The organism is Pseudomonas paraeruginosa, from assembly GCF_003025345.2.
In the GTDB taxonomy this organism is placed as follows: domain Bacteria; phylum Pseudomonadota; class Gammaproteobacteria; order Pseudomonadales; family Pseudomonadaceae; genus Pseudomonas; species Pseudomonas paraeruginosa.
On sequence record NZ_CP020560.1, the window covers coordinates 4,289,053 to 4,301,246 of the forward strand.

A 12,194-nucleotide genomic window follows, 5' to 3' on the forward strand; every position below is an offset into this window, starting at 1 on the left:
AGCCGGAAGCGGGGATCGAACGCGTCAAGCGTACCCCACTTCCGGCTTCGCGTTATCGCTCCGCTCGGCTCAGCCGAGTTGCGCCATTACGTCGTCCGGGATATCGGCATTGGAATAGACGTTCTGCACGTCGTCCAGGTCCTCGAGCATGTCGATCAGCTTGAGCACCTTCTGCGCGGTTTCCAGGTCCAGGGTCGCGGTGGTCGACGGGATCATCGTGACTTCGGCTTCATCGCCCTTGAAACCGGCGGCGGTCAGCGCCTCGTTCACCGAGATGAAGTCGGCGAAGGTGGTGAAGACGTCGATCGAGCCATCGTCGTTCACCACCACGTCGTCGGCGCCGGCCTCCAGGGCGGCATCCATCAGAGCCTCCTCGTCCACGCCGGGGGCGAAGCTGATCTGCCCCTTGCGCTCGAACATGTAGGCCACCGAGCCGTCGGTACCCAGGTTGCCGCCGCACTTGCTGAAGGCATGCCGCACTTCGGCGGCGGTACGGTTGCGGTTGTCGGTCATCGCCTCGACGATGATCGCCACGCCGCTCGGCGCATAGCCTTCATAGGACAGCTCGACCATGTTGTCGGCGTCGTTCGAGCCGACGCCGCGGGCGATGGCGCGGTCGATGGTGTCGCGGGTCATGTTGGCGGTCAGCGCCTTGTCCACGGCCAGGCGCAGACGCGGGTTGTCCGCCGGAACGCCGCCGCCCTGCTTCGCAGCGACGGTCAGCTCACGGATCAGCTTGGTGAAGATCTTGCCTTTCTTGGCATCTTGCCGCTCTTTGCGGTGCTTGATGTTGGCCCATTTAGAATGACCAGCCATAACTCACTCCGTATTGCTCTTTCGGCGGAAGGCGCCGCGTGCGACGCCATCGCAGGTTGATTCGAATCACTCGGCCTTCGGCTGCTCGCGCAGGCGGATGTGCAGTTCGCGCAGGGCCTTGCCGTCCACCGAGCCCGGAGCCTGGGTCATGACGTCGCCGGCGCTCTGGGTTTTCGGGAAGGCGATCACTTCGCGGATCGAGGACGCGCCGGTCATCAACATGACCAGGCGATCCAGGCCGAAGGCCAGGCCGCCGTGCGGAGGCGCGCCGTACTTGAGCGCGTCGAGCAGGAAGCCGAACTTCTCTTCCTGTTCCGCCTCGTCGATGCCCAGCACGCGGAACACCGCCTGCTGCATGGCCTTGTCGTGGATACGGATGGAACCGCCGCCCAGCTCGGTGCCGTTGAGCACCATGTCGTAGGCGCGGGACAATGCCGCGCCCGGATTGGCTTCCAGCTCGGCCGGAGTGCACTTGGGCGAGGTGAACGGGTGGTGCAGGGCGGACAGCGAACCGTCGTCGTTCTCCTCGAACATCGGGAAGTCCACGACCCACATCGGCGCCCACTCCTTGGTCAGCAGCTTGAGGTCATGACCGACCTTGATCCGCAGTGCGCCCAGGGCGTCGCAGACGATCCTGGCCTTGTCGGCGCCAAAGAAGACGATGTCGCCATCCACCGCGCCGACGCGATCGAGGATCACGTTCAGGTTGGCCTCGGGAATGAACTTGACGATCGGCGACTGCAGCCCTTCCACGCCCTTGGCGCGCTCGTTGACCTTGATATAGGCCAGGCCCTTGGCGCCATAGATGCCGACGAACTTGGTGTAGTCGTCGATCTGGCTGCGCGGCATGGAAGCGGCACCCGGCACGCGCAGCGCGGCGACACGGCCCTTCGGATCGTTGGCCGGACCGGAGAAGACCTTGAATTCGACTTCCTGCAACTGGTCGGCGACGTCGACCAGCTCCAGCGGGATGCGCAGATCGGGCTTGTCCGAACCGTAGCGGCGCATGGCCTCTTCGAACGGCATGTGCGGGAACTCGTCGAACTCGACGCCCAGGACTTCCTTGAACAGCTGGCGCACCATCTTCTCGGTGATGGCGATGATGTCGCTCTCGTCGAGGAAGCTGGTCTCGATGTCGATCTGGGTGAATTCCGGCTGGCGGTCGGCGCGCAGGTCCTCGTCGCGGAAGCACTTGGCGATCTGGTAGTAGCGATCGAAGCCGGCGACCATCAGTAGTTGCTTGAACAGCTGGGGCGACTGCGGAAGGGCGAAGAAATGGCCCGGGTAGGTGCGGCTCGGCACCAGGTAATCGCGCGCGCCTTCGGGGGTCGGACGGCCGAGGATCGGCGTCTCGACATCGAGGAAGCCGTTGTCGTCCAGGTAGCGGCGGATGCTGCTGGTGATGCGCGCGCGCAGTTTCAGCTTGGCGGCCATTTCCGGGCGACGCAGGTCGATGAAGCGGTAACGCAGGCGGGTTTCCTCACCCACGTCGGAATATTCGTCCAACGGGAACGGCGGGGTCTCGGCCTGGTTCAGTACCTCCAGCTCATAGCCCAGCACTTCGATGGAGCCGGAAGCCATGTTCGGGTTGCGCGCACCTTCCGGACGCAGGCGTACCCTGCCGGTGATCTTCACCACGAATTCGCTGCGTACCCGGTCGGCCTTGGCGAAGGTCTCCGCGCGATCCGGGTCGAACACCACCTGGGCCAGCCCTTCGCGATCGCGCACATCGAGGAAGATCACTCCACCATGGTCGCGACGGCGATGAACCCAGCCGCAAAGGGTGACTTCCTGGCCGTCCAGGCTCTCGTTCAGTTGGCCGCAATAGTGGCTGCGCATCATGGTGTGGTTCGCTTCTCGTAAGTCTTGGATTCTGTGGAGCCGCCGGCTGCCTGGCGACCATTGCCGGACTCTCCGGCCCTGACCGAGCACCGGAACCCTCGGCACGCCCCGGAAGGGCATCCCCCGCGCTGCCCGGTGAACGGCAACGGCGAAGCACCCGATCCGGGTTCACTTCGCATTGAAGACGGGGATTATAGCCTGAAAAATCCATGGCTTGCAGCCAGCCCGGCAGCCGCGAGCCAGGCGGCATCGCTGCGGCGCGGGAACGATTCGCCTGACCCTGCGAACCATTCTTTCAACCTCGCAGTCGGAATAGTTTCTCCCTATCGCCGTCTTTGACATAGACCAAGAGCGCCGGGAAAAACCCTGTGTTAGCCTGAACCCAACTATTTCGGAATGCCCCATTCACAGGCCGACTGAAAGGAGAACGCCATGGAAATCAATATCGGAATCGGCGAACAGGACCGCGCAGCCATCGCCGAGGGTCTGTCCCGGCTGCTGGCCGACACCTACACCCTTTACCTGAAAACCCACAATTTCCACTGGAACGTCACCGGTCCGATGTTCAATACCCTGCACCTGATGTTCGAGGGGCAGTACACCGAACTGGCCGTCGCGGTGGACGACATCGCCGAGCGCATCCGCGCCCTCGGCTTCCCGGCCCCCGGCACCTACGCGGCCTACGCGCGCCTGTCTTCGATCAAGGAAGAGGAAGGCGTTCCGGAAGCCGAGGAAATGATCCGGCAACTGGTCCAGGGTCAGGAAGCCGTGGTGCGCACAGCCCGCAGCATCTTCCCGCTACTGGACAAGGTCAGCGACGAACCCACCGCCGACCTGCTCACCCAGCGCATGCAGGTCCACGAAAAGACCGCCTGGATGCTGCGCAGCCTGCTGGCCAGCTGACCGCCCCGCAGATGTCAGGCAGGGTCCGCTGCGGACCCTGCCGTCACCTTCAAGCGACTGATTTGAGTAGCCTCCCGCTTTCCTGTTAAATAGCCGCCGTGCGTTACGCGCATAGGCCGGCCGTCCTTCCGCCCCCTTCGTTTCATGCAGCGAAGCGCTGTCCGGCTACTTGATCGTTACCCCATCAAGGTGAACTCATTGACATGTTGAAAATCGTCCTTCTGGTCACGGGCGTCGCCGCCCTATTGCTTTCCTTCATTCCCAGCCTAAGAACCGAAGCCACACCCTTCCTGCAACACCCCGATGCCATCTACCTGGCCATCCTCGGCCTGACCAACCTGCTGTTCGCCCCCACGCTGCACGCAACCCAACCCACCCGCCCGCTTCAGGCCGGAGCCGCGGCACTGCTGGTGCTTGGCGTCGTCCTGCAGGCGCTGATCCTGCTCGCGCCGCTGCCCACCATCGCCGACCAGCCCGCCGTCATCCTCCCGCTGCTCAGCCTGGCACTGGCGACGGCCCTGCAGTTGGCAGGCAGCCTCAAGCCCGGCCGCACCCCGGCTCGCGGCAGCGTCCCCGTACCGGCCACCGGCAACCAGGATGCGGGCAATCGCGAAACGGGCACCGTGAAGTGGTTCAACACATCCAAGGGCTTCGGCTTCATTTCGCGGGACTCGGGAGAAGATATCTTCGTCCACTTCCGCGCGATTCGTGGCGAAGGCCACCGCATTCTCATCGAGGGTCAGCGCGTGGAGTTCTCGGTGGTACAGCGCGACAAGGGCCTGCAGGCGGAGGACGTGATCGCCTCGCGCCGCTGACCGCCCCGGGAAACAAAAAACCCGCCGACTGGCGGGTTTTTTCTGCGACTCAATAATGCGGCGGCGGAGCCTCGTCTTCCTCCACCCCACCGACCAGCCCCTGGACATCCTCCAGGCGCTTGATCAGCGCGGCCACCTGCAGCTGCAAGCGCTCGATGCTGCGCTGCTGCTCCACCACCACCTCGTTCAGCGCCTGCAGGGTGTCATCCTGAAAAGCCTGGCGGCATTCCAGATCGTCCATCCGCGACTCCAGCTCCATCTATGCACCCTCGTCAAAACGGAAGCCATCGGTTAGCACCATCCGCAGCTTGCCGCGGATCGCCTCGACCTCTTCGACCGCATAGGGCCGGGACGCATGTCGCCCCCACACGGGCCCCGGCCAGGCATCGTCGCCGCGGCGACGCACGATCACATGCATGTGCAGCTGGCTGACCACGTTGCCCAGGTTAGCGACATTCATCTTGTCCGCCCGAAAAGTATCCTTGAGCACCTCCGCCAGCACGGTCGTCTCGCGCCACAAAGCCTGCCGGTCTCCCTCATCGAGCTGGAACAGCTCGATGACGTCCTCCCGTCTCGGCACCAGGATGAACCAGGGATAGCGGGCATCGTTCATCAGCAGCAGACGACTGAGCGGGAAGTCACCGATCGGCAGGGTGTCCTGCGCCAGCCGGGGATCCAAAGCGAACATACTGGCCTCTCCTGTTCGACGGTCATTCATGGACAGCTTAGCCCCTCCTCCCGGATGGGCTGCGCCGCGTTTGCCGCGCAGGATACTGCGCCCCCCGGCCAAAGCAAGTGCGATGCATCCGCCCCAGCTTGGCGCGCGGATAACGGCGAGCGCCCCATAAGTTGCCGGAAGAATGAATACAGGGCTGCGCCCCACATACGACACAGGATGCATACAAGCGCCCCTGCCGAGACAACTCACCTGCAACCAACCCTTGAAACAGAGGGATTACAAACAGGTTTCAGCGGGTAATTAGCTTGCTTTCAAAGACAATACAGACGCCCAACTCGAATACATGAGCGATGAGGGCTTTCAGTTGTGCACGGAGTTTGCTTAAGCGTCACTCTGCATAGTAAGAGCGGCGCATCGAAACATGACGATTTTATTACAAACCACCCCGGACGAGGAAAATCGATGTGAGAATCAGCCTCAACAAGAGTGACCAAACCCACGTCCTACGTCACTTTTTCAACCAGACACCTACGCAGATGCGACATACGTCATGCAATTTTGCGACAGCGCCGTAAAGATTCCGTCGCTCCGGAACCGCAACTATCGCCAAGAAACACTGCGTGCTATAAGTTAGCGCCGACAAGAAGAACTAGCCGTCACTGCGCACTGTGACGGCAGAGATAATTCAAAACCAAAGGAGCAATCACAATGAAAGTGATGAAGTGGAGCGCCATTGCACTGGCGGTTTCCGCGGGTAGCACTCAATTCGCCGTGGCCGACGCCTTCGTCAGCGATCAGGCCGAAGCGAAGGGGTTCATCGAAGACAGCAGCCTCGACCTGCTGCTCCGCAACTACTATTTCAACCGCGACGGCAAGAGCGGCAGCCGGGACCGTGTCGACTGGACCCAGGGCTTCCTCACCACTTACGAATCCGGCTTCACCCAAGGCACCGTCGGCTTCGGCGTGGATGCGTTCGGCTACCTCGGCCTGAAGCTCGACGGTACCTCCGACAAGACCGGCGCCGGCAACCTGCCGGTGATGAACGACGGCAAGCCGCGCGATGACTACAGCCGCGCAGGCGGCGCCCTGAAGGTGCGCATCTCCAAGACCATGCTGAAATGGGGCGAGATGCAGCCGACCGCACCGGTCTTCGCCGCCGGCGGCAGCCGCCTGTTCCCGCAGACCGCGACCGGCTTCCAGTTGCAGAGCAGCGAATTCGAAGGCCTCGACCTCGAAGCGGGCCATTTCACCGAAGGCAAGCAGGGCACCACCACCAAGTCGCGCGGCGAACTCTACGCGACCTATGCAGGCCAGACCGCCAAGAGCGCGGACTTCGCCGGCGGCCGCTACGCGATCACCGACAACCTCAGCGCCTCCCTGTATGGCGCCGAACTGAAAGACATCTATCGCCAGTACTACCTGAACACCAACTACACCATTCCGCTGGCGGAAGATCAGTCGCTGGGCTTCGACTTCAACATCTACCGCACTACCGACGAAGGCAAGTCCAAGGCCGGCGACATCAGCAACACCACCTGGTCCCTGGCCGGCGCGTACACCCTGGACGCACACACCTTCACCCTGGCCTACCAGCAGGTCCATGGCGACGAGCCGTTCGATTACATCGGCTTCGGCGAGAACAATTCCGGCGGTGGCGGTGACTCGATCTTCCTCGCCAACTCCATCCAGTACTCCGACTTCAACGGCCCCGGCGAGAAATCCTGGCAGGCCCGCTACGACCTGAACATGGCTTCGTACGGCGTACCCGGCCTGACCTTCATGGTCCGCTACATCAACGGCAAGGACATCGACGGCACCAAGGTCAGCGCCAACAGCGCGTATGTGAAGGAAGACGGCTCCCCACTGTACGGAGCAGACGGCAAGCACCACGAGACCAACTTCGAAGCCAAGTACGTGGTCCAGTCCGGCCCCGCCAAGGACCTGTCGTTCCGCATCCGCCAGGCCTGGCACCGCGCCAACGCCGACCAGGGCGAAGGCGACCAGGACGAGTTCCGCCTGATCGTCGACTATCCGCTGTCGATCCTGTAATCGACCCGGCAGTCAGAAAGGAAGCCCGGCAACGCCGGGCTTTTTTTCGAACGCCGGATCGCCTCTATAAAGGAAGGGCGTAGGTACCGGTCACATGGGCCACCAGCTCATCCTCGCGGCTCCGTGAGTACACCCCGACCTCGCAGACCACCTGGCGCCGCCCCAGCTTGAGGATGCTCGCCTCGGCCAACAGGTCCTCGGGACGGGGCTTGCTGAGAAAGTTGATGTTCAGGTTCGAGGTCACGGCCATTTCCACCGCCCCCAGGCGACCGAGGATGACCGCGTACATCGCCGCATCCGCCAGCGCCATGATGGTCGGGCCGGACAAGGTGCCGCCCGGACGCACCAGCCTGTCGTGGAAAGGAATGCGCGCCAGCGCATGTCGCTCATCGAGGCGCTCGACGCGCAGATCGATGTCTTCGGCCATGGGCAACCCCATGCGGATCAACGCCTGTACCTGCGCCGCGTTCATTGTCTGCCGACTCCTCATCATCGGTGGCCGGCGCCCTGTACGCGGCCAGACCGGCACCGTACAATGCCCAGCCATTCTCCCCGATACAACCGACATAACGGCCAAAGATGCGTACCAGTCAGTATCTGCTTTCCACGCTCAAAGAAACCCCCGCCGACGCGGTGGTGATCAGCCATCAACTGCTGCTTCGCGCCGGCATGATCCGCCGCCTGGCCTCGGGTCTCTACACCTGGCTGCCGATGGGCCTGCGGGTACTGCGCAAGGTCGAGACCGTCGTCCGCGAGGAAATGAACGCCGCCGGCGCTCTCGAGGTACTGATGCCGGCCGTGCAACCGGCCGAACTATGGCAGGAGTCCGGCCGCTGGGAGCAGTACGGCCCCGAACTGCTGCGCCTGAAGGACCGCCATGAGCGCGAGTTCTGCGTCGGCCCGACCCACGAGGAAGTGATCACCGACCTGGCGCGCAACGAGCTGAACAGCTACAAGCAGCTGCCGATCAACTTCTACCAGATCCAGACCAAGTTCCGCGACGAGATCCGTCCTCGCTTCGGCCTGATGCGCGGTCGCGAATTCATCATGAAGGACGCCTACTCCTTCCACCTGAACCAGGAATCGCTGCAGGCGACCTACGACGGGATGTACCAGGCCTACAGCAAGATCTTCACCCGCCTCGGCCTGGACTTCCGCCCCGTGCAGGCCGACAACGGCTCCATCGGCGGTAGCGGCTCCCATGAGTTCCACGTCCTGGCCAACTCGGGCGAGGACGACATCGTCTTCAGCGACAGCTCCGACTACGCCGCCAACATCGAGAAGGCCGAAGCCGTGCCGCGCGAGAGCGCCCGTGGCGCCGCCAGCGAAGACATGCGTCTGGTCGACACGCCTGACACCAAGACCATCGCGGCCCTGGTGGACGGCTTCGGGCTGCCGATCGAGAAAACCATCAAGACCCTGGTGGTGCACGGCGCGGAAGAAGGCACCCTGGTCGCCCTGATCGTCCGTGGCGATCATGAACTGAACGAGATCAAGGCAGCCAACCAGCCCCTGGTCGCCAGCCCGCTGGTCTTCGCCTCGGAGGCCGAGATCCGCGCCGCCATCGGCGCCGGCCCCGGCTCGCTGGGTCCGGTCAACCTGCCGATCGCCTGCATCGTCGACCGCTCGGTCGCCCTGATGAGCGATTTCGCCGCAGGCGCCAACATCGAGGACAAGCACTACTTCGGCGTGAACTGGGAGCGCGACCTGCCGCTGCCCGAAGTCGCCGACCTGCGCAACGTCGTCGAGGGCGACCCCAGCCCGGACGGCAAGGGCACCCTGGTGATCAAGCGCGGCATCGAGGTCGGTCATATCTTCCAGCTCGGCACCAAGTACAGCGAAGCGATGAAGCTGAGCGTCCTGAGCGAACAAGGCAAGCCGGTGAACCTGATCATGGGCTGCTACGGTATCGGCGTATCCCGCGTGGTCGCCGCCGCCATCGAGCAGAACCACGACGAGCGCGGGATTCTCTGGCCCAGCGCCCTGGCTCCGTTCCAGATCGCCCTGGTGCCGCTGAAATACGAAACCGAAAGCGTCAGGCAGGCCACCGACAGGCTGTATGCCGAACTGACCGCGGCCGGCTTCGAGGTGCTGCTGGACGATCGCGACAAGAAGACCAGCCCCGGCGTGAAGTTCGCCGACATGGAGCTGCTCGGCATTCCCCATCGCATCGTGGTCAGCGATCGCGGCCTCAACGAAGGCGTCCTGGAATACAAGGGGCGCCGTGACAGCGAGTCGCAGAATCTGCCGATCGGCGAACTGATGTCGTTCATCACCGAAAAACTCAGCCGCTGAGCGTAACGATGCCCACCGGAAGTCCCCTGCGCCTCTCCGCTGCCGTCCTGTGCGGCAGCCTTCTGCTGAGCGGCTGCGCCAACCAGTTGCCGCAGCGTAGCGAACACGAGGAGCGTGTCGAGCGAAAGCTGCTCGAACACACCCTGCAAGTCGATATCGGCCAGCCCGATGTGCTCGAACTGCCGCAGCGCCGGGTCCGGATCAACGACCAGAAGTCCTTCGAGGTCACCGAGTTCGAAGTGACCCGTCGTTACGATCGCTACACGCCGTACCAGCCCTGGCGGGAGATCTACGAGATCCCGCTGGGGGCGGTGGCGCTGGTGGCGGGCGTGGGGGCCAATGTCGTCAACGTGCTGACCTTCGGCAGCGTGCCGGACAACATCACCCACGGCTGGATCAGCTACGGCCTGGCCGGGGTCAACCCGTTCATGAACGTCGAATCCAATGGCCGCGCCGAACAGAACCTCGCCAGCATCGACGAAAAGCAGCGCGACAAGCGCCTGGAATACTCCAGCCTGCCCTGGGCCGAGCGCCCGGTGATGGTCAGCTCTGGCAAGGAACTCAACGAACTGCTCACCGATCGCCACGGCGTTCTGCGCCTGAACCTGCTCGACAGCCCCTTCGCCGAACAGGACATCAGCCGCATCTCGCAGATCCACCTGTCGGTGAGCGATCCGCAGGACGGCACCCGCGCCGACGCCAGCCTACGGGTCAGCCGCAGCCTGCGCGGCAAGCTGCTGGAGGCTCACGCGCTGATCTACGACGACCTGGAAGGCGATGACGTCCATCATTGGGTGCACCGGGTGAAGCGCCTGTCGGAACTGGGCCTGGAGGAAGAAGCCAGCGAGCTCGAGCAGAGCCTGATCGAACTCACCCGCAACGATCCCGAACTGCAGCAGCAATTCATGCATGCCCTGCTGCGGGATGCCGGGCGCCTGGCAGCCGATCCCGGCGAAACACCCTGAACGATGAATGCGTCGCTTCAGCGACGCACGATGAAGCCGGCGATCCCCTGCAACGGCAGCGCCTCGACCTCCACCCCCGCGACTCGCGCGCGCCGCGGCCCCCGCTCCAGCCAACGTTGCAGGGCCTTCACCTGTTCCTCCTCGCCTTCCCACAGGACTTCGACGCGACCGTCCTCCAGGTTGCGCACCCAGCCGTCGAGCCCCAGGCGTTCGGCCTCGTCCCGGGTCGACTGGCGGAAACCGACGCCCTGCACCCAGCCGCCAACATAGCGTGCAAGCAGATCCTTGCCATCACCGCTCCCCCCGCAGGGCCTCGAGTTGCTTCAGGATGCCGTCGGCCGTCTGCTCGCCCAGCAGGCGCTGACGCATTTCTCCCCGAGCATCGACGATATAGGTGACAGGCAGGGCTTCGCTGCGCGGCAGCTTGAAGCGTGGAGCCGGATCCTCGGCGAGCACGGTGAAGCGGATTCCCATGCCATCGGCCGACTTCTTCAGATCGGCGTCGCGCAGGCCGTCGAAGTTCACCCCGACCACCCGTCCGCCCTGCCCTTCGAGCACTTGCGCCAGGCGATTCATTTCCGGGATTTCGGTTCGACACGGCGCACACCAGTCGGCCCAGTAGTTGATCACCAGCCAGCGTCCGTCCAATTGCTCGGCCGGCACCGGGCGCCCGTCCTGGTCGACCCCGTAATCCGCCGAACAACCTGCCAGAAGCAGAACCACCACCGCCCCCAGCGGGCGTAGCCAATTCCTCATGTCACGAACCTCTCGAGTCGGGAAGACAACCACCGGACCAGGGCGGCCCGATATGGCAATACCGCGAGACCTTACTGGAAAGCGGCGCTCCCCTGCAAAAGCGCGCGGTAACGAACAGGAGAAGGAAGAGCCTGGATTCTTCCTACAAGCCACAAAGTGCGAGAAGGGTCACGGCGACCCTCGCCGAACCGCACAGTTTGACGCAAAGGTCCACCCCTATAATCCGCGTGCCACACACGACGCGACGACTCAATCGGCCGCACGCCGCCCGGCAGCGACCGGATCGACTTGGGGAGAAGTCGAGAGCGACGAGTCCGACGCCCTTTTGAAACGGACACACTGCTGCTTATGAAAGACCATCTGATCGGAAGCGTCCCCGCACACCTGGTGGACGCCGCCCGCCCGACCCTGACAGCCCACGAAGGACTGGTCGCGGATTACAACATCGCCGCCTGGCTGCATCTTCCAGACGCCTGCGACCTGCTGGTGTCGCTGGTGGTCAGATACCTGGATGGCGGACGGCAACGCGAGGTCGCGGTGGATCACGGACGAATAGACCGCCAGCAACGCATCCTGCTATCCGGTATCGCCCGCCTGCCGGTACGACAGAAAGTGGAGGACATGCAGATCCGACTGAAATCAGCCACGGCGCTGTCCCGCCTCGTCGTCGAAGAACTCTTCGTACAGGCGGTGGAGCAGGAAGGCCAGGCCCAGCAGCTGTCGGAGGCCTGAGCCAGGGCAACTCAGCCCTGGCGCACCTGCTCGAACAATGGTTCGGCTGGCGACTGTTCGGACGGCGGTTCGCTGGCGGGCGCCGCCGGCACCAGCGATTCCGGCCAACTGCTGAATTGCAGCCCGGTAATGCGGTTCAAACGCTCAAGCGCTGCCTGCTCATCCTTGTGATGCAAATGGACGACCTTGTTCGAGACTGGTGGCATGAACGGGAACCTCGATGGAACTACGGAGAAAAACGACTGTCACACAGGGGTTTGCCAGAAGCGTGCCAACCGCCAAAACCCGACTTTCGCCGGGCTTCCCCTGACCGAACTCACCTCCTTGCGCCCGACGTTCGCC

13 protein-coding genes and 1 pseudogene are annotated in these 12,194 nt (G+C 63.5%); 6 read left to right on the top strand and 8 right to left on the bottom strand.

Annotated elements, in window-relative coordinates:
* Positions 1-69 precede the first annotated feature (69 nt).
* Both B7D75_RS20340 and aspS read right to left on the bottom strand, forming a co-directional pair.
* The gene (locus tag B7D75_RS20340; RefSeq protein WP_003155979.1) at positions 70-816 is read right to left on the bottom strand and encodes a YebC/PmpR family DNA-binding transcriptional regulator; all 747 of its coding nucleotides are present in this window, start codon (positions 814-816) and stop codon (positions 70-72) included.
* A 66-nt stretch (positions 817-882) separates the two neighbouring features.
* The gene (aspS, locus tag B7D75_RS20345; protein WP_034000382.1) at positions 883-2,658 is read right to left on the bottom strand and encodes an aspartate--tRNA ligase; all 1,776 of its coding nucleotides are present in this window, start codon (positions 2,656-2,658) and stop codon (positions 883-885) included.
* A gap of 432 nt (positions 2,659-3,090) precedes the next feature.
* Here aspS and B7D75_RS20350 point away from each other — a divergent pair, with 432 nt between their 5' ends.
* Both B7D75_RS20350 and B7D75_RS30040 read left to right on the top strand, forming a co-directional pair.
* Complete coding sequence (locus B7D75_RS20350; protein ID WP_003086103.1) at positions 3,091-3,561, top strand: Dps family protein; 471 nt, start codon at positions 3,091-3,093, stop codon at positions 3,559-3,561.
* A gap of 203 nt (positions 3,562-3,764) precedes the next feature.
* Positions 3,765-4,376 (top strand): cold-shock protein, encoded by a 612-nt coding sequence (locus tag B7D75_RS30040; RefSeq protein ID WP_053814386.1) that lies wholly within the window; start codon positions 3,765-3,767, stop codon positions 4,374-4,376.
* Between the two features lie 49 nt (positions 4,377-4,425).
* Here the strand turns inward: B7D75_RS30040 and B7D75_RS20360 are convergent, their stop codons facing one another.
* Both B7D75_RS20360 and B7D75_RS20365 read right to left on the bottom strand, forming a co-directional pair.
* Complete coding sequence (locus B7D75_RS20360; protein ID WP_003155974.1) at positions 4,426-4,635, bottom strand: SlyX family protein; 210 nt, start codon at positions 4,633-4,635, stop codon at positions 4,426-4,428.
* Positions 4,636-5,064 carry an HIT family protein gene (locus B7D75_RS20365; RefSeq protein WP_003155973.1) on the bottom strand — a complete coding sequence of 143 codons (429 nt, stop codon included), beginning with the start codon at positions 5,062-5,064 and terminating at the stop codon, positions 4,636-4,638. It lies immediately after the preceding gene.
* A 699-nt stretch (positions 5,065-5,763) separates the two neighbouring features.
* Here B7D75_RS20365 and B7D75_RS20370 point away from each other — a divergent pair.
* Positions 5,764-7,104, top strand: coding sequence for an OprD family porin (locus B7D75_RS20370; protein WP_053814387.1), 1,341 nt, complete (start codon positions 5,764-5,766; stop codon positions 7,102-7,104).
* A 64-nt stretch (positions 7,105-7,168) separates the two neighbouring features.
* On the opposite strand, the gene B7D75_RS20375 is transcribed toward B7D75_RS20370, so the two are convergent.
* Entirely contained in the window at positions 7,169-7,576 is a 408-nt protein-coding gene (locus B7D75_RS20375; RefSeq protein WP_003155971.1) for a PaaI family thioesterase, read from the bottom strand.
* 107 nt (positions 7,577-7,683) lie between these two features.
* Here B7D75_RS20375 and B7D75_RS20380 point away from each other — a divergent pair, with 107 nt between their 5' ends.
* Together B7D75_RS20380 and B7D75_RS20385 are read left to right on the top strand one after the other, a co-directional pair.
* Entirely contained in the window at positions 7,684-9,399 is a 1,716-nt protein-coding gene (locus B7D75_RS20380) for a proline--tRNA ligase (protein WP_003155969.1), read from the top strand.
* A gap of 8 nt (positions 9,400-9,407) precedes the next feature.
* On the top strand, positions 9,408-10,364 hold the full coding sequence (locus B7D75_RS20385; protein WP_034000444.1) for a lipoprotein: 957 nt from the start codon (positions 9,408-9,410) through the stop codon (positions 10,362-10,364).
* Between the two features lie 17 nt (positions 10,365-10,381).
* Here the strand turns inward: B7D75_RS20385 and B7D75_RS20390 are convergent.
* Positions 10,382-10,656, bottom strand: a pseudogene (locus B7D75_RS20390) (acylphosphatase).
* Entirely contained in the window at positions 10,656-11,120 is a 465-nt protein-coding gene (locus B7D75_RS20395) for a TlpA disulfide reductase family protein (protein ID WP_003155967.1), read from the bottom strand. Before B7D75_RS20395 ends, B7D75_RS20390 begins: the two are co-directional and overlap by 1 nt.
* A 348-nt stretch (positions 11,121-11,468) precedes the next feature.
* On the opposite strand from B7D75_RS20395, the gene B7D75_RS20400 reads away from it, so the two are divergent.
* Positions 11,469-11,852: a hypothetical protein gene (locus B7D75_RS20400; RefSeq protein ID WP_012076899.1), complete on the top strand. Its 384-nt coding sequence runs from the start codon at positions 11,469-11,471 to the stop codon at positions 11,850-11,852.
* Positions 11,853-11,863: 11 nt separating this feature from the next.
* Here the strand turns inward: B7D75_RS20400 and B7D75_RS20405 are convergent, their stop codons facing one another.
* Positions 11,864-12,058, bottom strand: a complete 195-nt coding sequence (locus tag B7D75_RS20405) for a hypothetical protein (protein WP_034080138.1) — start codon at positions 12,056-12,058, stop codon at positions 11,864-11,866.
* Positions 12,059-12,194: the final 136 nt, after the last annotated feature.